The sequence below is a fragment of the Pseudomonas sp. S31 genome (assembly GCF_016648105.1).
In the GTDB taxonomy this organism is placed as follows: domain Bacteria; phylum Pseudomonadota; class Gammaproteobacteria; order Pseudomonadales; family Pseudomonadaceae; genus Aquipseudomonas.
Window position 1 is genome coordinate 43,898 of sequence record NZ_JACVVE010000004.1, and the last position, 23,311, is coordinate 67,208.

Consider the following 23,311-nt stretch of genomic DNA (forward strand, 5'->3'; position numbering starts at 1 on the left):
CCTTTTTCAAGGATGCTTCCCATGAGCAAGAAGAAAATCGCCTACCTGTGGTCGCTGCGCAATGCCGCCGCCGACAAAGCCGGCCAGCAGGTGCCGTACAAGGGCGAACAGCGTTACATGAAGTCGGTGCTGGAGTACCTCGTCGAACAGCTTGAACACACCGAGCTGGGCGAGCATTACCAGTTGCAAACGGTCATCTACGATGACGACGCGCAATCCCCACGCGACCGCGAGCAGCTCGCCGAATACGGGTTCAGCTACGATCCCCGGCAGCGCTGGTTCTACCCTGCGCAACTGCAGGTCCAGGGCCGCCTGGTCAATGACCTGCTGACCCCGATTCCCTCGTCGTATCGCCGCCTGCCCCTGGGCTCCAGCGAGCGCCCGGCGGGCAAGCACGACTTCGAGCAACGGCTGCTCGAACATCTTCAGGCGTTGGATATCGACCTGGTGGTGGTCGACGGGTTGTTGGTCATTCTCGACGAACTGGTGCGGCCGACCAGCCCCTACTACCGGCGCATGGTCAACATCCATCCGGGCATCACCCGCCTGGAGTCGCCCTACGAGCGCCGTGGCGCCTACGCGACCCTGGACGCCCTCAGCGGGGCGCGCGGGCGCAAGGTCGTGGACTGGACGACCAAGGCCGAGATCGACGTCCCCGTGGTCGACAAGACCGGCGCTTCGCTGCATTACATGGATACCGGGATCGACTCGGGGGAAGTGATCCATGATGTGCTGGGTACACAGATCGCCCCGGAAGACACCATTCTCGAGTTGCGTTGGAACAACTTCAATCGAAGCCTGTTTCCAGCGTTGAGCGAAGGGTTGTTGATGTTGGCCAGGGAACGGCAGGATGTGGCGCAGCCGGCCTGACGGGGTGGTTCGACTTGGAATGTAGGGTGTCGCATAAATCGAGCGCCGCCACAACTCTAAAGCCAGGCACAGCGCCCCACCCATAAAAAAGCCCCGGCTCTCACAAGCCGGGGCTTTTCCGTCACACCCGCACCTTACCCAAGCCGCTCCACCAACGCCCGCAACACCCCCTCATCCCGGGTAATTTCCACATGCGTACAGCCCAGCGCAGCAACCCCGGACAAGCCCTGCCCCAACTGCTCCTCCAACTGCCGAACCTGGCGCTCGCGCCCTGCTGTCCACCAGGCCAACGGCTCGGCAACCACAGGCCCGCAGCCACGGAACTGCTCCGCCAGGCGCCGCAACTTGCGCGCCGCATGGAAGATCCCGGCCAGCTCATCGGCACTCAATGCCAGGAACCCATTGGCTCGCCGCGCCTCTCCCTGGCCAAGCTTCGCCAGGAGGGCTGCGAACAGCTCAGCCACCTGCGCCTGGCTCATCTCGTCACCCGCCGCTGCGGGCAACGGGCCCAGTTCGAGTGCCGGGGCAATCAGTGCCCAGAACCCCTGCAGGTCGCTCAGCCAGGTGTCCTCGGCCGGCGCCAACGCCAGGGTTTCGACGAAACTGTCCACCAGCCCGAGAAACGCCACCGCCTCGCCCTGGCGCTCCAGCTCTGCCGTCATCAGCGACACCAGGGTCCCGCCCAACGACCAGCCCAGCAGATGATAGGGCCCGTGGGGCTGCTGCTCGCGCACAAGGCGCACATAGTCCTGGGCGATCGCCTCCAGCGAGTGATCGGCCCAACGCTCATCGACCAGCATCCGCGACTGAATCCCCACCACACTGCGGCGCCCTTCCAGGGCACGGGCGATGGGCTGGTAGTCGAACACCGTGCCAAAACCTCCGTGCACGCAGAACAGCGGCGCGCTACCTGCCACCGCTCGGTTGAGCGGCAGCAGCGCGCCCTGGCTGACACCTGGCGCCAGCAACTGGCGAATGGTCGGTTTGCCGAGCAGGTCACGCACCTTGATCTGCAGGCCCGGCTCATTCAGGTCCCGAACCCGGGCGACCACTTGCATGCAAGTAATGGAGTCGCCGCCCAGTTCGAAGAAGTTGTCCTCCACGCCGACCCGGTCGACCTTCAATACCTGCTTCCAGATGGCGGCCAACTGGCGCTCCAGCGGCGTGCTCGGCTCGACATGACGGTCGGCCTGCCCTTCGGCACTCGGCGCAGGAAGCTTGCTGCGGTCCAGCTTGCCATTGGGGCTCAACGGCATGCTCGGCAACACCATCAACACGCTGGGCACCATGTAGTCCGGCAGGCGCTGGCGCAGATGCGCCTTGAGAACATCGCCCACCTGCTGCGCCGAATGATCGGGCAATGCAGCCACCACATACCCCACCAACTGCCGCCCGGCGGCGCCCGGCAGGTCGATCACCAGGGCCTCGCGCACGCTGGGGTGCGATTGCAGGCACGCCTCGATTTCGCCTGGCTCGATGCGGAAACCGCGAATCTTCACCTGGTGGTCGATCCGCCCGGCGTAGTCGATGACGCCGTCTTCGCCATGCCGGGCGAGGTCGCCCGAACGGTACAGCCGCGCGCCCGGCGCGCCGAACGGGTCGGGAATGAAACGCTCGGCGGTCAGGCCAGGCCGGCCATGGTAACCGCGGGCCAGCAAGGCGCCACCGATCGCCAGTTCGCCCGCTACGCCGGCAGCCGCCAGTTGCCCGTCCACATCCAGCAGGTACAACTCTCGACCCGGCAATGGCCGGCCGATCGGCATGATGGCGGGCAACGCCAGGGCCTGCTCGACATAAGGCTGGCAATCCTGCGCCGAAACCGTGACGGTGGCTTCGGTAGGCCCATAGGTATTGAGCAGTTTCACGTGCTGCAGCCCGGCGGCACGCCATGCAGCCAATCCTTCCGGTGGCATCGCCTCGCCACCGGCGTGCACCTGGTGCAAGCGCCCGTAGTCACGGGGGCCGCGCTCGGCGAAGTCCTTCGCCAGCATGAACCAGTAGGCGGTGGTCAGGTCGACCACACTGATGTCGTTGGCCAGCAGCTCGCGGTAGAACGTCTCGCTGTCCCACAGCTCGTTGCCCCGAATGACCACCGAGGCACCGCACATCAACGCCGGGTACAACTGCTCGACGAAACCGTCGAAGTTGAACGTGGCGAACTGCAGCACGCGGTCATCGCGCCCAAGGTTGAAGAAGCCTTGCGACATGCGCGCATGGGCGGCCAGCGCGCCATGGCTGATGCCCACGCCCTTGGGCCGCCCGGTGGAACCGGAGGTGTACATGATGTACGCCAGGTGGTCCGGGCTCACCGCGCGGCGCTGGCGGGCCTGGCCGTCGCCCAGCCACTGCTGCGCGCGGTCCAGGCACAGCGCGTCCACGCCCTGGGGCAGGGACAGCTGCTGCGCCCAATGGCTCTGGGTGAGCAACAGGCGCATGCCGCTGTCTTCCATCATGTAGTGGAGGCGCTCGGGCGGGTAGGCCGGATCGAGCGGCACGTAGGCGCTGCCGGCCTTGAGGATGGCCAGCAGCCCGACCACCATGTCCAGGCCACGGTCCACTGCCAGACCAATCGGTACGTCAGGGCCCGCCCCGTGTTGCAACAGCGTGGGCAGCAACGCCTCGGCGCGCTCATCGAGCGCCTGGTAGCTTAGGTGCTGGCCAGCACAGATCAATGCCACCGCGTGCGGCTGCGCCGCGACTTGCGCTTCGATGGCCTGCAACACCGTGGCCGGCACCTGGTCGATCGGGCCGCCGCGGCTCCATTGCTGGAGGACCCTGTCGCGTTGGCGGCCAGGCAGCATCGACAGCTCGCCGACCGGCGCCTGGGCGTTCGCGCACATCGCCAGCAGCAGTTCGAGGAAATGCTCGCCCAGTTGCTGGACGGCTGCGTCAGCAAAGCGTGCGCGGTCGAAGCTGTAGTGCACCTTCAACTGCTGACCCAGGGTCACGCCCAGGGTCATCGGGTAGTTGGTCTGTTCGCGGCTATGGACCTGGCCGAATACCAGCCCGCCCGGCGCACCTTGCTGCAACGCCTCGGCCACCGGGTAGTTCTCGAACACCAGCAGCGTGTCGAACAGGCTTTCGCCAGGGCGGCCAGCCCAGCGCTGCACCTCATACAGCGGCGTGTGCTCGTGCTCGCGCAGGCTCAGGTTCTGCGCCTGCAACTGGGCGAGCCATTGCGCCACCGGTTGCTCGGCGCGCACCTGGGCGAACACTGGCAAGGTGTTGATGAACAGGCCCAGTTGCTCCTCGATGCCCACCAGTGCCGCTGGCCGGCCGGCCACGGTCGCGCCGAAGCTGACCCCGGCCTGCCCCGTGTAGCGGTGCAGCAACAGTAGCCAAGCGGCCTGCACCAAGGTGTTGACCGTCAGGTGCTGCTGGCGGCTGAACGCGACCAGGCGCTGGGTGGTGGCTTCGTCGAGCGCCTGGTGCCATTCGCCCTGGCCGTGCGCCAAGGCGCCGTCCGGTTGGCGGATAGCCTGGGCCAGGCGGGTCGGCTCGTCGAATACCTGCAGTTGCTCGGCCCAGAAGGCCTGGTTGGCAGCTGCATCCTGAGCGCCCAGCCATTGGATGTAGTCGCGGAAACGGCCTTTCGGCGCAGGGACCTGGACGCCGGCGTAGCGTTGCAACACCTCGCCGAGCAGGCGCGAATTGCTCCAGCCGTCCATCAGGATGTGGTGGTTGGTATAGATCAGGTGGTGCTGGCCTGGCCCGGTCTGGATGGCCGTCAGGCGCAGCAGCGCGTCTCGCTCCAGGTCGAAGCCGCGTTGCAGGTCGCGCAGGGCAAAGGCTTCCAGGCTCGCCGACAGGTCGTCGCGGCCTTGCCAGTCCAACGCTTGCAGAGGCAGCGTGACCTGCTTGCGGATCAGCTGCAAGGCCTGGGCATGGCCGCTGAGGAAGCTGGCGCGCAGCACCTCGTGGCTGTCCACGGTAGCTTGCCAGGCGGCGCGGAAGCGCTCGATGTCCAGGCCCTGGACATCCAGCCGCAGTTGGTTGACGTAGGCGCCGCCCTCCTCCTGCCCCAGGCTGTGGAACAGCATGCCCTGCTGCATCGGCGACAACGGGTAAAGGTCGGCGATGTCGCGTGCAGGCACCGGCAACTGATCAAGCTGTGCCTGGTCGAGACCGGCCAGCGGCACGTCCGATGGGGTCAGCCCGCCCGCCTGCGCAGCCTCGCAGTGGCTCACCAGGGCCTTGAGCTCTGCAGTGAACGCATCGGCCAGCGCCTGCACCGTCGCCTCATCGTAGACCTGTTGGCTGAAGGTCCAGTTGAGCTCCAGCTCCCCAGCGAACACCTGGCCATTGATCGAAAGCCTGGCCGGCAGCGGGGTGTCGCTGCTCTGGCCGGCGCCGCAGCTTTCCTGCGCCGGAGTGAACAGGCCTTGCTGCGCGTCGAAGCTCTGGTCGAACTGCCCCAGGTAGTTGAACACGATCTGCCCTTGCGGCAAGGCCGCCAGGGCCTGGCGGGCCGATTCATCGCCCAGGTAGCGCAGCATGCCGTAGCCGATGCCCTTGTCCGGCACCGCGCGCAACTGCTCCTTGATCGCCTTGATCGATTCGCCAAGCTCCGCCTGCGGGCTCAGGCACACCGGGTAGACCGTGGTGAACCAGCCCACGGTACGGGTGATATCCAGGTCGTCGAAGAGGTCTTCGCGCCCATGCCCTTCCAGACGGATCAGCGCGGACGGCTGGCCGGTCCAGCGGCAGACCACCCGACTCAGGGCTGTTAGCAGCAGGTCGTTGATCTGCGTGCGGTAGACGTGGGGGATTTCCTGCAGCAAGCGCCGCGTCCACTCACGATCCAGGCGGGTGCGCGCGCTGCGGGTATCGCCCTGGGTCTGCCGCCCCTGAGGCCGGTCACAGGGCAAGGCGTCGGATGCGTCCAGCAGCTGCCCCTGCCAGTACGCCAGGGTGCTGGCGAAGTCTGCTTCGGTGGCGCGTGCGCTCAAGCGTTGTGCCCAGGTCTTGAAGGCATCGCTCTTGGCCGGCAGGCCCGGCGCGCGTCCTGCCGCCAGCGCGGTGTAGGCCTGTTGCAGGTCTTCCAGCACGATACGCCACGACACCCCGTCGATCACCAGGTGGTGCACCACCAGCAGCAGGCGCTGGCCCTGTGCGCCGCGCTCGATCAGCACTGCGCGCAGCAGCTGGCCGTCGGCCAGGCTCAGGCTGCGCTGCGCCTGCTCGGCCACTTCGGCCAGCGCTGCATCGTCGAGGGCTTCGCGTTGCCATAGCACCGAAGGCACCGGGCCGTCGTAGTTCAGGCCATTGTCGACCAGCCGCGCGCGCAGCGCGTCATGGTGACTGAGCAGCGCCTGCAGCGCCGCTTCCAGGACCGACGCTTGCAGCGGCTCGCGCGGGGCCAGCATCACCGCCTGGTTCCAATGGTCGCGGCTGGGAATCTCCGCCTGCACGAAGCTGCTCTGGATCGGTGTCAGCGGCGCCTCACCACTGACCAGTCCTTGGTCGATGGCTACCGTGGCGCCGCGCCGCACCACTTGCGCCAGTTCGCCCACCGTCTGGTGCTCGAACAGCTCCTTGGGCGTGAACTGCAGCCCTTGCTGACGGGCGCGGCTGACCACCTGGATCGACATGATCGAGTCGCCGCCCAGTTCGAAGAAGTTGTCTTCCAGGCCCACTCGTTCAAGCTTCAACACGTCGGCCCAGACCGCCGCCAACTGCGCCTCGGTTTCGTTGCGCGGAGCCACGTAGCCCTGCTGCAGCGCGCTCACGTCCGGCAGCGGCAGGGCCTTGCGGTCCAGCTTGCCGTTGGGCGTCAACGGCAGTGCCGGGATCACCAGCACATGGCTCGGCACCATGTAGTCGGGCAGCAAGGTCTTCAGATGCTGGCGTATCTCGTTGCCTTGCACGGTGCCGCCCTGCTCGGTTTCCAACAAGACCACGTAGGCCACCAGCTGCTTGCCGGCCGGCCCGTCCTGGGCCAGCACCACCGCTTCGCGCACCTGCGGATGGGCCAGCAGACGCGCTTCAACCTCGCCCAGCTCGATACGGAAACCGCGCACCTTGACCTGGTGGTCGACGCGGCTCAGGTACTCCATCAGCCCATCGCCACGGCAACGGGTCTGGTCGCCACTGCGGTACAGCCGCGCACCCGGCGCGCCATACGGGTCGGGCACGAAACGCTCGGCGGTGAGGCCTGGACGGTCCAGGTAGCCCCGGGCCACGCCCTGCCCGCCCAGGTACAGCTCACCGGCCAGGCCTTGTGGTTGCAGACCCAGGCCATCGTCCAGCACATAGCCGCTGCGGTGGCCGACCAACTCGCCGATCGGCGCATAGGCCGCGCCACACGAGTCGTTCACGCCGGCCTTCCAGATCAGTGGCGTGACCACCGTTTCGGTCGGGCCGTAGCCGTTGAAGATCCAGGTCGGTTTCAGCACGCGCCGGGCCAGCGCATAACTGGCCTGGGACACCGCCTCGCCGCCGAAGCAATAGACCCGCACGGCGGGTGGATTGCCTTCGCGTTCCACGTGTTCGGCCAACTGTTGCAGGTAGATCGGCGGGAACACGCCGATGGTCACGCCATGGCGGTGCATCTGCGCGCAGGTTTCGTCCGGCAGCCACAGGCGGTCGTCGCGCACCAGCACGCGGGCGCCGTTGATCAAGGGGTGCATCCAGCCCTCGTGGGCGCCGTCGAAGGCGAACGACATGAAGTGCAGTTCGCAGTCGGCCGGGCTGGTCTCGTAGCGCTCGCCGGTAGCCTGGATATGCATCGCCAGCGGCCCGTGCTCGACCGCAACACCCTTGGGTAGGCCGGTGGAGCCGGAGGTGTAGATGACGTAGGCCAAGTTGCCGGGTGCCAGCGCCACATTGGGATTGGCCGCGCTGTAGCCCTCCAACTGCAATTGGTCGAGCGCAACCCCGGGCGTGCCCTCGGGAAACGGCAGTTGGTCGAGCCACTGGGTTTCGCTCAACACCAGCGTTGCACGGCTATCGCGCATCATGTGCAGCAGCCGCTCGGCCGGATAGGCCACGTCCAGCGGCACGTAGGCACCGCCAGCCTTGAGCACCGCCAGGAAGGCCATCAGGCTCTGCTCGCTGCGGCTCATGGCGATCGCCACGCGACTTTCCGGGCCCACGCCCTGCTCGATCAGCCAATGCGCCAGGCGGTTGGCCTGGGTATTGAGCTCCTCATAGGTAAGCTGGCGCTCAGCACCTGGCACCTGACCGATGACGGCCACCGCCTCCGGGGTGCGCACTACCTGCGCCTCGAACAACGCATGCACGGGCGGCAGGACCACTTCGGGGCCAGTATGGTCCCAGGCCCGCAACAAGGCCTGGCGCTCGCTGGCGCCCAGCAATGGAAGCGCCGCAATTTCCTGGGCCGGGTCTTGGCACACCGCTTCGAGCAGGTTCAACCAATGGCCGGCCAAACGCTCGATGGTCGCGGCATCGAACAGGTCGGTCGAGTACAAGAACGCCGCGCTCAACTCGCCATCGCGCTCGTAGCTGTCCAGGCTCAAGTCGAACTTGGCCACGTGCCCTTGCCCTTCCAGGCGCTCGATGGCCAGCCCCGAGACGCTGCCAACCGCCGTCTTGCTCGCGCTCTGGTGGTTATACATCACCTGGAACAGCGGGTTGTGGCTGACGCTGCGCTCAGGCTGCAGCGCCTCGACCAACTGCTCGAACGGCAGGTCCTGGTGCGCCTGGGCGCCCAGCGCCGCCTGGCGCACCTGGGTCAACAGCTGGTCGAAGCCCAGGCCGACGTCGAACTGCGCGCGCAGCACCTGGGTGTTGACGAAGAAGCCGATCAGCCCTTCGGTCTCGACCCGGTTGCGGTTGGCGATCGGCACCCCGACGCGGATATCGCGCTGGCCACTGTAGCGGTGCAACAAGGTCTGGAACGAGGCCAGCAACAGCATGAACAGCGTCACCCCGCGCTCGCGGGCCAAGCCCTGCAAGGCCTGGCTCAGGGCTGGGCTCAGCGGCACCTGCAAGCGCGCACCTCGGAAGCTCGAACGCGCTGGACGCAAGCGGTCCAGAGGCAGCTCAAGGACCGGCTGCTCGTCGCCCAGTTGCTCGGTCCAGTAGGCCAGTTGGCGGGCCTGCTCACCGGCCTCCATCCACTGGCGTTGCCACTGGGCGTAGTCGGCGTACTGGATCGGCAAGGCTGGCAGCGAGGCTTCACGACCCTGACAAGCGCCCTCGTACAGCGCCACCAGTTCGCGCACCAGGATCGGCGTCGACCAGCCGTCGGAGACGATGTGGTGCAAGGTCAGGGTCAGCACATGCTCGTCAGCGCCCAGGCGCAACAGGCGGGCGCGCAGCAGCGGGCCGGTTTCCAGGTCGAATGGCCGCGCCGCCTCGGTGTCGATCCAGGCCTGCACCTGCGCTGGCTCGACGGGCTCGGGGACAAGGCTGAAGTCACTCGGCGCCTCGATAACCTGCACCGGCTGGTCATCGACCTGCTCGAAGCGGGTACGCAATGTCTCGTGCCGAGCGATCAGGGCAGCGAAGCTGCGCTGCAGGGCCTGCACGTCCAGCGCGCCGACCAGGCGCAGGGCCACGGGGAGGTTGTAGCCGGCACTGGCCGGGTCCAGTTGCCAGAGAATCCACTGGCGCTGCTGGGCATAGGAAAGCCCTGGCCGCTGGCCGGGATCCCGTTTGCAGATGGGGGTGACGCCATACAGATTCACCCCCTGCTTCTTGAGCAAGGCCGCGAGGGCCTTGCGTTCGTCCGCAGACAGTGACTTTACGGAGTCGAGCAGCGCTTGCATGAAAAATCTCTCCTAAGAAATCAGCTCGTTCATTTCCTCCGTTGATAGACGTTTGAGAGCCTCCAGCGATTTAGCCAATTGCTCCTGCAAGGCATCCTGGGCATTGCTCTCGGGCGTGAGCTGCGCACAGAAATCGGCCAGTACCGGGTGTTCGAACAAGGTCGTCAGGGCAACCTGCTGGCCCAACTGCTCGCGCAACCTGACCAGCACCTGCACCGCCAGCAAGGAATGCCCGCCCAGGGCGAAGAAATCATCCTCGCCACCCACGCTGTCGAGCCCCAGCACCTGCGCCCAGATCTCGGCAACCTGGCGAGCCATCGCCCCCAGTGGTTCACTCGCCCCCTGGGCACTTGCCCGACGCGCCGGCGCTGGCAATGCCTTGCGGTCCAGCTTGCCGTTGGGGCTCATGGGCATGGCTGCCAGCAGCGTCAGGTAGCTCGGCACCATGTGCCCTGGCAAGCAGGCCTTCAGATGCTGGGTAATCGATTCGACCAGGCCGGCGCTGGCGTCACCCTGCTCTTCATGGCCCGGCATCGGCACCACGTACGCCGCCAGTTGGGTACCCGCGCCCAGGTCGACATCGACCACCACCGCTTCGCGCACGGCATCCAGTTCGAGCATGCGCGAGACGATCTCGCCAAGCTCGATGCGCAGGCCGCGGATCTTCACCTGATGGTCGAGGCGCCCCAGGTAGTCGATGACGCCGTCATCGCGCAAGCGCACCAGGTCGCCGGTGCGGTACAGGCGCCCGCCGGGCTCTGCGGCGAACGGATCGGGGATGAAGCGTTCGGCGGTCAGGGCAGGACGTCGATGGTAACCACGGGCAAGGCCCATGCCGCCGAGCAGCAATTCACCGTTCACGCCAACCGGCACGCTGTGCATGGCAAGGTCGACGACATGGGTGCGCAGGTTGTCGATCGGTACGCCGATCGGCACGCTGCCGCCGTCCTCAGGGGTGCAGTGCCAATGGGTGACGTCGATGGCAGCTTCCGTGGGCCCATAGAGGTTGTACAAGCGCGCCGTGCCCAGCCGCGTGATCGCCTCTTGCGCCAGCTCCGGGGGCAACGCCTCGCCGCTGCAGACCAGGCGTGTGATGCTGCTGCAGCGTTCGACTGGCGCCGCGGCCAGGAACGCCTGGAGCATCGACGGCACGAAATGCAACGTGGTGATGCCGTTGGCGACGATGGTTTCGAGCAATCGCTGCGGATCACGGTGGTCGCCCGGCTGGGCTACCACCAAGCGCGCACCGGTGATCAGCGGCCAGAAGAACTCCCACACCGAGACATCGAAGCTGAAGGGGGTCTTCTGCAACACCGCGTCCGTTGCATCGAGCGTGTAGGCCTTCTGCATCCAGCACAGCCGGTTGACCAGCGCCCGGTGGCTGTTGCCCGCGCCCTTGGGCCGGCCAGTGGAACCGGAGGTGTAGATGATGTATGCCAGGTCATCGGCACTCGGGCTGCCTGCAAGATTTTCCTCGCCTGCAGCAACGTCGGCGCTGTCGCTGGCATCCAGGCAAAGCACCTGCACCTCATCGGTCAATGGCAATGCCTGGGCGAGCGCGGCCTGGGTCAGCAGCAGGCGCACGCCACTGTCCTGCAGCATGTAGCTCAGGCGGTCGATGGGGTATTCCGGGTCCATGGGCACATAGGCGCCGCCGGCCTTGAGCACGGCCAGCAGGCCAATCACCATCTCCAGGCTGCGATGTGCGGCCACACCCACTGGCACGTCCGGCCCCACCCCCAGTTCACGCAACCTGCGCGCCAGCCGGTTGGCCTGTTCGTTGAGCTGTCGATAACTGAGTTGGCGCTCGCCGAACACCAGGGCGATGGCGTCTGGCGTGCGGTCGACCTGGTCTTCGATCAGGCGATGTACCGGGCGATCCAGCGGGTACACGGCCGCCGTGTCGTTATAGCCCTGCAGCTGCCGATGCTCCTCGGGGCTCAGCATGCGCAACTCACCTACTGGGGCCGTCGCCCGTTCGGCCAGTTGCACCAGCAAGGTAATGAAGTGCTCGCCCAGCCTGTGCACTGCGGCGTCGGTGAACAGCCCGCGGTCGAAGCTGTAGTGCACCTTCAATTGCTGACCGAGGGTCACGGCCAGGGTCATCGGGTAGTTGGTCTGTTCACGGCTGTGTACCTGACCGAACGCCAACCCCGCAGGGGCCCCTTGCTGCAAGGCCTCGGCCACCGGGTAGTTCTCGAACACCAGCAGCGTGTCGAACAGGCTTTCACCGGCACGCCCGGCCCAGCGCTGCACCTCGTACAACGGCGTGTGCTCGTGCTCGCGCAGGCTCAGGTTCTGCGCCTGCAGCTGCGCCAGCCACTGCGCCACCGGTTGCTCCGCGCGCACCTGGGCGAACACTGGCAAGGTGTTGATGAACAGGCCCAGTTGCTCTTCGATGCCCACCAGCGCCGCTGGCCGGCCGGCCACGGTCGCGCCGAAGCTGACCCCGGCCTGCCCGGTGTAGCGGTGCAGCAACAGCAGCCAAGCGGCCTGCACCAAGGTGTTGACCGTCAGGTGCTGCTGGCGGCTGAACGCGACCAGGCGCTGGGTGGTGGCTTCGTCGAGCGCCTGGTGCCATTCGCCCTGGCCTGGCGCCAAGGCGCCCTCCGGCTGGCGGATGGCCTGGGCCAGGCGGGTCGGCTCGTCGAATGCCTGCAGCTGTTCGGCCCAGAAGGCCTGGTTGGCGGCTGCGTCCTGGGCGCCCAGCCATTGGATGTAGTCGCGGAAACGGCCTTTCGGCATGGGGACTTGCACACCGGCGTAGCGCTGCAACACCTCGCCGAGCAGGCGCGAGTTGCTCCAGCCGTCCATCAGGATGTGGTGGTTGGTGTAGATCAGGTGGTGCTGGCCTGGCGCGGTCTGGATGGCTGTCAGGCGCAGCAGGGCGTCGTGCTCCAGGTCAAAGCCGCGCTGGCGGTCACGCTCGGCGAAGGCCGAGAGGTCCGCCGCCAGGTCGTCGCGGCCTTGCCAGTCCAACGCTTGCAGAGGCAGCGTGACCTGCTTGCGGATCAGCTGCAAGGCCTGAGCCTGGCCGCTGAGGAAGCTGGCGCGCAGCACCTCGTGGCTGTCCACGGTGGCTTGCCAGGCGGCGCGGAAGCGCTCGATGTCCAGGCCCTGGACATCGACCCGCAGCTGGTTGACGTAGGCACCGCCCTGCGCCTGCCCCAGGCTGTGGAACAGCATGCCCTGCTGCATCGGCGACAACGGGTAAAGGTCGGCGATGTCGCCCGCAGGCACCGGCAACTGGTCCAGTTGGGCCTGGTCGAGACCGGCCAGCGGCACGTCGGAGGGGGTCAGCCCCGCCATCGCTGGGTTGAGGCAATGATCGATCAGGCCTTCGAGCTCCTGGGTCAGGTCGTTCGCCAGGCCCTGCAGGGTTTCGCGATGGAAAACCTGGGTGCTGTAGGTCCAGTTCAGTTGCAAGACGCCTTCATGCACCTGGCCGTTGATGCTGATCAAGGCTGGCAACGGGGCCGCAGCATCCTGCTTGGCACCGCTGTATTCGCCACTCGGGGCGAGGATCGCGGTGCTTTCGTCGAATGCCTGGTCGAACTGCCCCAGGTAGTTGAACACGATCTGCCCTCGCGGCAACTCCGCCAGGGCCTGGCGGGTCGGCTCATCGCCCAGGTAGCGCAGCATGCCGTAGCCGATGCCCTTGTTCGGCACCGCACGCAGTTGTTCCTTGACCGCCTTGATCGATTCGCCAAGTTCCGCCTGCGGGGTCAGGCAGACCGGGTAGACACTGGTGAACCAGCCCACGGTACGGGTGATATCCAGGTCGTCGAAGAGGTCTTCCCGCCCGTGCCCTTCCAGGCGGATCAGCGCCGATGGCTCACCGGTCCAACGGCAGACCACCCGGCTCAGGGCCGTTAGCAGCAGGTCGTTGATCTGCGTGCGGTAGGTTTGGGCGGTCTGTTGTAGCAACTGGCGGGTGCGTGTGGCATCCAGCTGGCTGCTGACGAAGGCCGCGTCGGCCTGGCGAGCGGCCCCTTCGGGGAAGTCACAGGGCAGCGCCTCCTGGCAGTGCGACAGCGCCGCTTGCCAGTAGGCCGATTCAGCCTGGGTCGCAGGGTCGAGCGCATGGCCAGCCAAGCGAGTGGCCCAGGTCTTGAACGCGTCGCTCTTGGCCGGCAGGCCCGGCGTGCGTCCCGCCGCCAGTGCGGTATAGGCCTGTTGCAGGTCCTCCAGCACGATGCGCCACGACACCCCATCGATCACCAGGTGGTGCACCACCAGCAGCAGGCGCTGGCCCTGTGCGCCGCGCTCGATCAGCACTGCGCGCAGCAGCTGGCCGTCTGCCAGGTTCAGACTACGCTGCGCCTGCTCGGCCACTTCGGCCAGCGCTGCATCGTCCAGGGCTTCGCGTTGCCACAGCACCGACGGCACCGGGCCGTCGTAGTTCAGGCCATTGTCGACCAGCCGCGCGCGCAGCGCGTCGTGGTGGCTGAGCAGCGCCTGCAGTGCCGCTTCCAGAACCGACGCTTGCAGCGGCTCGCGCGGGGCCAGCATCACTGCCTGGTTCCAGTGGTCGCGATGAGGGATGGCTGTCTGCACGAAGCTGCTCTGGATCGGCGTCAGCGGCGCCTGGCCAGTGACCAGCCCTTGGTCGATCGCCACCATGCCGCCGCGCCGCACCACCTGCGCCAGTTCGCCCACCGTCTGGTGCTCGAACAGTTCCTTGGGCGTGAACTGCAGCCCTTGCTGACGCGCGCGGCTGACCACCTGGATCGACATGATCGAGTCGCCGCCCAGTTCGAAGAAGTTGTCTTCCAGGCCCACTCGCTCGAGCTTCAACACATCGGCCCAGACCGCCGCCAACTGCGCCTCGGTGTCGTTGCGCGGGGCCACGTAGCCCTGCTGCAGCGCGCTCACGTCCGGCAGCGGCAGGGCCTTGCGGTCCAGCTTGCCGTTAGGCGTCAGCGGCAGCGCCGGGATCACCAGCACATGACTCGGCACCATGTAGTCGGGCAGCAGGGTCTTCAGGTGCTGGCGTATCTCGTTGCCTTGCACGTCTTGCGAAACCACCACGTAACCCACCAACTGCTTGCCCGCCGGCCCGTCCTGGGCCAGCACCACCGCTTCACGCACCTGCGGGTGGGCCAGCAGACGCGCTTCAACCTCGCCCAGTTCGATACGGAAACCGCGCACCTTGACCTGGTGGTCGACGCGGCTCAGGTACTCCATCAGACCATCGCCACGGCAACGGGTCTGGTCGCCACTGCGGTACAGCCGCGCACCCGGCGCGCCATACGGGTCGGGCACGAAACGCTCGGCGGTAAGCCCCGGGCGGTCCAGGTAGCCCCGGGCCACGCCCTGCCCGCCCAGGTACAGCTCGCCGGCCAGGCCTTGTGGTTGCAGGCCCAGGCCATCGTCCAGCACATAGCCGCTGCGGTGGCCGACCAACTCGCCGATCGGCGCGTAGGCCGCACCACACGAGTCGTTCACGCCGGCCTTCCAGATCAGTGGCGTGACCACCGTTTCGGTCGGGCCGTAGCCGTTGAAGATCCAGGTCGGTTTCAGCACGCGCCGGGCCAGCGCATAACTGGCCTGGGACACCGCCTCGCCGCCGAAGCAATAGACCCGCACGGCCGGTGGATTGCCTTCGCGCTCCACGTGTTCGGCCAACTGTTGCAGGTAGATCGGCGGGAACACGCCGATGGTCACGCCATGGCGGTGCATCTGCGCGCAGGTTTCGTCCGGCAGCCACAGGCGGTCGTCGCGCACCAGCACGCGGGCGCCGTTGATCAACGGGTGCATCCAGCCCTCGTGCGCACCGTCGAAGGCGAACGACATGAAGTGCAGTTCGCAGTCGGCCGGGCTGGTCTCGTAGCGCTCGCCGGTGGCCTGGGTATGCATCGCCAGCGGCCCGTGCTCGACCGCCACGCCCTTGGGCAGGCCGGTGGAGCCGGAGGTGTAGATGACGTAGGCCAGGTTGCCGGGTGCGACAGTCACGCTCGGATTGGCAGCGCTGTATTGGGTGAGGTCGAGTTGGTCCAGGGCCACCCCCGGCGTGCCCTCGGGAAACGGCAGTTGGTCGAGCCACTGCGTTTCGCTCAGCACCAGCGCTGCACGGCTATCGCGCATCATGTGCAGCAGTCGCTCGGCGGGATAGGCCACATCCAGCGGTACATAGGCACCGCCCGCCTTGAGCACCGCGAGGAAGGCCATCAGGCTCTGCTCGCTGCGGCTCATGGCGATCGCCACGCGGCTTTCCGGGCCGACGCCCTGCTCGATCAACCAGTGCGCCAGGCGGTTGGCCTGGGTGTTGAGCTGCTGGTAGGTGAGCTGGCGCTCGGCACCGATCACCGCTACGGCTTCTGGGCTACGCAGCACCTGGGCTTCGAACAGCTGATGCACCGGCGGCAATACGATCTCCGGCCCGGTGTGGTCCCAAGCCTGCAACAAGGCCCGGCGCTCGCCGGCGCCCAGCAGCGGCAAAGACGCGATGTCCTGGCCGGAGTCGAGGCACACCGCCTCGAGCAGGTTCAACCAATGCCCGGCCAAACGCTCGATGGTCGCGGCGTCGAACAGGTCGGTCGAGTACAAGAACGCCGCGCTCAACTCGCCATCGCGCTCATAGCTGTCCAAGCTCAGGTCGAACTTGGCCACGTGCCCTTGCCCTTCCAGGCGCTCGATGGCCAGCCCCGAGACGCTGCCAACCGCCGTCTTGCTCGCGCTCTGGTGGTTGTACATCACCTGGAACAGCGGGTTGTGGCTGACGCTGCGCTCAGGCTGCAGCGCCTCGACCAGTTGCTCGAACGGCAGGTCCTGGTGCGCCTGGGCGCCCAGCGCCGCCTGGCGCACCTGGGTCAACAGCTGGTCGAAGCCCAGGCCGACGTCGAACTGCGCGCGCAGCACCTGGGTGTTGACGAAGAAGCCGATCAGCCCTTCAGTCTCGACCCGGTTGCGGTTGGCGATCGGCACGCCCACGCGGATATCGCGCTGGCCACTGTAGCGGTGCAGCAAGGTCTGGAACGAGGCCAGCAACAGCATGAACAGCGTCACCCCGCGCTCGCGGGCCAGGCCCTGCAAGGCCTGGCTCAGGGCTGGGCTCAGCGGCACCTGCAAGCGCGCACCTCGGAAGCTCGAACGCGCTGGGCGCAAGCGGTCCAGGGGTAATTCGAGCACCGGCTGCTCGTCGCCCAGTTGCTCGGTCCAGTAGGCCAGCTGGCGGGCCTGCTCACCGGCCTCCATCCACTGGCGTTGCCACTGGGCGTAGTCGGCGTACTGGATCGGCAGCGGTGCCAGCGACACCTCGCGCCCCTGGCAGGCGCCCTCGTACAACGCCACCAGCTCACGCACCAGGATCGGCGTCGACCAGCCGTCGGAGACGATGTGGTGAAGGGTCAGGGTCAGCACATGCTCGTCGGCGCCCAGGCGCAACAGGCGAGCGCGCAGCAGCGGGCCGGTTTCCAGGTCGAATGGCCGCGCCGCCTCGGCGTCGATCCAGGCCTGCACCTGCGCCGGTTCGACAGGCTCGGGCACAAGGCTGAAGTCACTCGGCGCCTCGATCACCTGCACCGGCTGGCCATCGACCTGCTCGAAGCGCGTGCGCAAGGTCTCGTGCCGGGCGATCAGGGCAGCGAAGCTGCGCTGCAGGGCACCAACGTCCAAAGGCCCCACCAGGCGCAGCGCCGTCGGAATGTTGTAGGCCGCTCCCTGAGGGTCCAATTGCCACAGCACCCATTGCCGCTGTTGCGCGAACGACAGGCGGGGAGCCTGGCCTGGTGCGCGCGGCATGATCGACTGCTGCGGTGCAGCGCCACTGGCCAGGGCAGCGAAGCCTGCAAGGTCGCTGGTTTCGAACAACCCCCTGAGCGGCAGCTCGATCCGCGCCTGCTGACGCAAGCGGGCAATCATCTGGATGGCCAGCAGCGAATGCCCGCCCAGGCGGAAGAAGTTGTCGGTACGCCCCACCCGATCGACTTCCAATACCTGCGCCCACACCTCGGCGACGGCCTGCTCGGTGGCTCCGACCGGCGCCTGGTAGCGCGCCTGGGCCTTGTCCGGTACCGGCAGCGCCTTGCGGTCCAGCTTGCCGTTAGGGGTCAATGGCAGGGCCGGCAGGACCATGAAGCGCTCGGGCACCATGTAGTCGGGCAGCAGGCCTGCGAGCCGGCCACGCAGGGTTTCGCCCAACCCGGCGGTATCACTCGCCTCGCCCGCCGCCACCAGGTAGGCGACCAACGTCGAGCCGTGCGTCGCGGACAGCGCGACGACCGCGGCTTCTGCCACCTCCGGCTGCGCTTGCAGCGCGCTGACGATTTCGCCAGGTTCCACGCGGAACCCGCGAATCTTGATCTGCTGGTCCACCCGCCCCAGGTAGCGGATTCGCCCGTCCGCCAGGCGGTTCACCCGATCGCCGGTGCGATAGAGCCGCGCCCCGCCGACCGGGTCGTAGGGGTCCGGCACGAAGCGTTCGGCGGTCAGCCCTGGCTTGCCCTGGTAGCCATCGGCCAGACCAGCACCGCCGATGTACAGCTCGCCAGCAGCGCTGCCCGGCGCCCACTGCAACTGCGGGTCGAGCACCGCGACGCGGCAGCGGCTCAAGGGCGCGCCCAGGGTTACCGGCTGGCCAGGCTCAAGCTGGGCCGTGAGCACCCCGACGGTGGTTTCGGTAGGGCCGTAGTGGTTGATCACCGACAAGCCCGGCGCCGCTTCATGAATGCGTGCCAGCAAGTGCTCACTGATCGACTCGCCGCCAACCACCAGGCACACACGCGGCAATACCGCCTGCGGGCTGGAAGCGGCCATCAGCGCCTCGAGGTGCGACGGTACGATCTTCAGCGCATCGATGCCATGCTCGCTCAGGTAACTGGCGAAAGCCTGGGCATCCACGCAGCGTTCGCTGCCCAGCAGGTGCAGGGTCTTGCCCGCGCACAAGGCGCCATAGAACATGGTGTGGCCGAGGTCGGACGCCGGCGTCGAGACCATCGCCAGGCGGGTGATCGCAGGCATCGGCAAGCGCTCGCTGATTGCCTGCGCGTAATGGTTCAGTGCCGCGTGCGACACGCCGACGCCCTTCGGCTGCCCAGTGGTGCCGGAGGTGTACATCACATAGGCCAACTGCCGCGCGTCGACCGCTACCGCAGGTGCCGCGATCGTCACCAGCGCCGGATCGACGGCGAACGCGATGAAGGCGACCTGTGGGGCGAGCGCGGCGAGCTCAGGCGACTGTCCGACCAGGCAGCGCACCCCGGCGTCCTCCAGCAGGTAGGCTTGGCGCGCCGCAGGCAGGCCGGGTTCGAGTGGCAGGTAGGCGGCGCCCAGCTTCATCAGTGCCAGCACCGTCGCCACGAATTCGACGCTGCGCTCGGCCATCACGCCGACCACGTCGCCTGCCGCCACGCCCTGGGCCTGCAACCGACCGGCAAGCCCATTGGCGTTGTTGTCCAGCTCGCGATAGGTCAGTTGCCCATTCTCGGCGACCACAGCCAGAGCCTCCGGCACCCGAGCGGCCTGCTGCTCGAACAACCGATGCACAGGAGCCTGGTCACCGGCCAGTGGCAACGACGCTTGCCACGGGCGCACCAACTCGCCCCGTTCGGTATCGTCCAGCAGCGGAATTTCACCAATTGGCTGCTCAGGTGCCCGACTCACGGCCTGCAGCACATGTTGCCAGTGCGCAGCCAGGCGCTCGATGCTGGCTGGCTCGAACAGCTCGCTGCGGTAGAGGAAGGCGGCCTGCAAGCCTGCTTCGCTTTCGAGGGTTTCGAGGGTCAGGTCGACCTTGGCGCTCGGGGTGTGCGGGTCCAGATGCTCGAGGGTCAGTCCCGAGGCCGACGACGACGGGGCTTTGCGAGCCATCTGATGGTTGAACATGGCCTGGAACAACGGCGTGCTGCCCAGGCTACGCTCCGGCTGCAGCGCCTCGACCAACTGCTCGAACGGCAGGTCCTGATGCGCCTGGGCCTCCTGCGCCGCGCTGCGGACCTGCCCGAGGAACTGGTCGAAGCGCAACTGCGGGCCGAGTTGCCCGCACAGTACCTGGGTGTTGACGAACAGCCCCAGCAGGCCCTGGGTCTCCGCTCGGTTGCGGTTGGCCATGGGCACGCCCACGCGGATCTGCTCCTGCCCGCTGTAGCGGTGCAGCAATACCTGGTAGGTGGCCAGCAGCAACATGAACAGGGTCACGCCCTGCGCCTTGGCCACCGAGCGCAACGACTCGACCAGCTCGGCAGGCAGCGAGACCCGGACCCGAGCGCCCTGGTGGCTGGGGAATCGGCCGCGCGCATGGTCCAGCGGCAACTCCAGCAGCGGATGATCCGAACCCAGCTTCTCTACCCAGTAGGCCAACTGGCGGCTGCGCTCTCCTGCCTCCATCCAGCGTCGCTGCCACAGCGCATAGTCGGCATATTGAACGGGCAGCGGCGCCAGGGTAGGCATCTGCCCGGAGCAGCAACCCTGGTACAGGGTCATCCACTCGTTGACCATGACCTGCATCGAGAAACCGTCGGAGATGATGTGATGCTGGACCAACAGCAGCACATGCTCGTCATCGCTGACCCGCCCCAGCACCACGCGCAGCAGAGGGCCGTTGGCCAGGTCGAAAGGCTCGCCCGACCATTGCTCGACCCAGCGCCCCAGTGCAGCGCCGGTAAGGCCGGGCTCCAGCGCCACCGGGTCGATCACGATGCGCTGCTCGACCCGGTGTTGCAGGATACCCTGCTCACCTTGGGAAAACCGCGTACGCAGGCTTTCGTGACGCGCCACCAGGGCATCGAGACTGGCCTGCAACGCCTCGGTCTGCAACGGGCCGTGCAGGCGTAGCACACTGCAGATGTGATACGCAGCGCTGTCCGGCTGGAGCTGCCAGAGGAACCACTGGCGCTCCTGCGCGTAGGAGGCAGGCATGGGCGCATCGCCTTCGCGCAACGCGGGGATCGGCAACCCGGCAAAGCTCATGCCCTTTTCCAGCAGCCGTTGATAGAACACTTCACGCTGCTGCAACGGCAGCCGGACGAAGCGTTTGACCAGGTCCACGTTCTTATCGAAATCCATGCGTTACAGCCCCGCTTGTCAGGTAGGCAGGCAGCCTCGTGGGGAGGGATGCCCAATGCCTGACAGAACGAGTGATTGGCGCCCGAATTTACCCTGTTATCTGGCGCACTAAATTCCTCGCACGCTCGTTCGTCTTGCTCTCAATGAATGAGTCGATGTTCAACAGCTTTCATTCATCCGTTACCAAACTCCATCAGAGAGCCAACATGCCAACCCTTCACCGCTTGTCTTCATTGACGCCGACACTGGTACTCAACTGGTCGTTGAAAACGCCCGCTGCTGCAGTCTCCCTTGGTCTTGCCGCGAGCTACCCCTGCTTCGCCGCCCAGGCCCAGGAGCAGACCTTCAGCATTCCCGCGCAATCGATGCATTCGGCCCTGCAGACGTTCGCCAAGCAGACCAACATTCAGGTGCTCTACAGCCCGGACGACGTGGCTGGGGTCAATAGCCGCGGCGTCAATGGCAAGTACACGGTAGACCAGGCCATCGTCGAGCTGCTGCGCGGCAGTCCCCTGGTGTACTCGTTCAACGACAACACCCTGACCCTCACGGCGCGCAGCACGTCAGCCGTGGAACTGGGCGCGACCAACGTGCACGGGCAAGGGCTGGGCGCCACCACCGAAGGCACCGGTTCCTACACCACCGGTTCCGCACAGACCGCGACCAAGCTGCCGCTGTCCCTGCGCGAGACGCCGCAATCGGTGACGGTCATCACCCGTCAACGCATCGAGGACCAGGGCCTGGCCAACCTCAACGAGGTGGTGCAGAACACCCCGGGCCTGACCCTGCGCCGCACCGGGCCGGAACGCTCGTCGTACTATGCCCGCGGCTTCTCGCTCGACAACATCATGTACGACGGCCTGCCCACCAGCCTCGACAGCTCTCAGGTGTCCCAGGACCTGCTGTCGGCCGACATGGCCATGTATGACCGGGTCGAAGTGGTGCGCGGCGCCACTGGCCTGATGCAGGGCGCGGGTAACCCCGCGGCGGCCATCAACCTGATCCGCAAGCGCCCGACCCGTGAGTTCAAGGCCAGCATCCAAGGCAGCGCGGGGACCTGGGACCGCTACCGCACCGAGGTCGATGTCGGCGGCCCGCTGAACGACAACGGCAGCGTGCGTGGCCGGATGGTGGCGGCCTACCAGACGGGCAACAGCTTCCGCGATAACTTGGACACCGAACGCAACCTGTTCTACGGCATCATGGAGGCCGACCTCAACGACAGCACCACCCTGACGCTGAGTGCCTCTCGCCAGCAGGACAACACCAACGGCAACGGTTGGACCGGCCTGCCGGTGGGCGTCGGCGGCAAAGACCTGCACCTGTCGCGCTCGACTTCGCTGAGCAACGACTGGGAGTACTGGGACAAGGTCAGCACCTCGGCCTATGCCGCGCTGGAGCACAATCTGGACAACGGCTGGAAGCTCAACGTCTCGGCCACCAAGACCTGGGCCGACTTGGACATGCTCGGCACCTACATCGTCTTTCCCGCGGCCACGCAGGAATATAACCAGTACGTCGGTGCCGGCCACTACCGGGAAACCCAGAACAGCTTCGACGCCTATGCCAGTGGCCCGTTTCGCCTGATGGATCGCGACCATGAACTGGTGGTCGGTGCCAGCCACCGGCGTGTGGTGTTCAACGGCGACGTGCCCTACAACATCCTCCTGAACGGCGATATCGACCCGGAGAACTGGGATTCGGGTGCCACGCCGAAACCGGAGAGCCAGGACAAGTACGGCTGGCAGAACACCAACGCCAAGCTCAACAGTGTCTACGCCACCACCCGCCTGAGCCTGGCCGACCCGTTGAAGCTGATTCTGGGCAGCCGCCTGGACTGGTATGAAAACGATACCAGCGCGCCTTACAAAAACACCGAGAGCGAGCTGAAAGTCACCCGTCACGTCACCAAGTACGCCGGCCTGATCTACGACCTGAACGAGAATCACAGTGTCTACGTCAGCTATACCGATATCTTCAAACCGCAGAACTACCTGGATGAATCCGGCAGTATCATTGCCCCTATCACTGGCAAAAACTATGAGCTGGGTATCAAGGGCGAGTATTTCGATGGCGCGTTGAACGCATCCGCCGCCATCTTCCAGATCGACCAGGAGAACCGCGCCAAATCCTTCAGCTGCAATACCGGTCTGACCACCACGTGTTATGAGGCATCGGGCAAGGTGCGCAGCAAGGGCATCGAGCTCGAACTGCAAGGCCAACTGACGCCGAACTGGGAACTGGCTGCCGGCTATACCTTCGCCGAGGCCAAGTATGTCAAGGATGCCACCAAGGCCAACGAAGGCCGCCTGTTCGACACTGACATCCCCCGCCACCTGTTCAAGATGAGCACCACCTACACCCTGCCAGGGCAGTTCAACCAATGGCGTGTAGGGACATCGCTGTACCACCAGAACCGCATCTACAACAAAGGCGCCACCTACATGATCGAGCAGGATGGCTACACCCTGGTCGACTTCATGGTGGGCTTCAAGCCGACCGAGAATATCGACGCGCGCCTGAACCTGAACAATGCCTTCGACAAGAAGTACTACAACTCGCTGAGCAACAACGTCACGGTGCCCAGCAGCGTCTACGGTGATCCGCGCAACCTGATGCTGTCGGTGAAGTACACGTTCTGATTGATTGCGAGACAGGAAAACGCCCCGGCTGCTTTGGCAGACGGGGCGTTTTTTTATGCGTTG

4 protein-coding genes are annotated in these 23,311 nt (G+C 66.3%); 2 read left to right on the plus strand and 2 right to left on the minus strand.

The window, feature by feature from the left end; all coding sequences use genetic code 11:
* Nucleotides 1-21 precede the first annotated feature (21 nt).
* Nucleotides 22-870, plus strand: coding sequence for a N(5)-hydroxyornithine transformylase PvdF (locus IAE37_RS04985; RefSeq protein WP_201170115.1), 849 nt, complete (start codon nt 22-24; stop codon nt 868-870).
* 134 nt (nt 871-1,004) lie between these two features.
* Here IAE37_RS04985 and IAE37_RS04990 read toward each other — a convergent pair whose 3' ends face one another.
* Nucleotides 1,005-9,602, minus strand: coding sequence for a non-ribosomal peptide synthetase (locus IAE37_RS04990; protein ID WP_201170126.1), 8,598 nt, complete (start codon nt 9,600-9,602; stop codon nt 1,005-1,007).
* Nucleotides 9,603-9,614: 12 nt separating this feature from the next.
* Entirely contained in the window at nt 9,615-20,606 is a 10,992-nt protein-coding gene (locus IAE37_RS04995; protein ID WP_201170137.1) for a non-ribosomal peptide synthetase, read from the minus strand.
* 206 nt (nt 20,607-20,812) lie between these two features.
* On the opposite strand from IAE37_RS04995, the gene IAE37_RS05000 reads away from it, so the two are divergent.
* On the plus strand, nt 20,813-23,248 hold the full coding sequence (locus IAE37_RS05000; protein ID WP_201170140.1) for a TonB-dependent siderophore receptor: 2,436 nt from the start codon (nt 20,813-20,815) through the stop codon (nt 23,246-23,248).
* Nucleotides 23,249-23,311 lie beyond the last annotated feature (63 nt).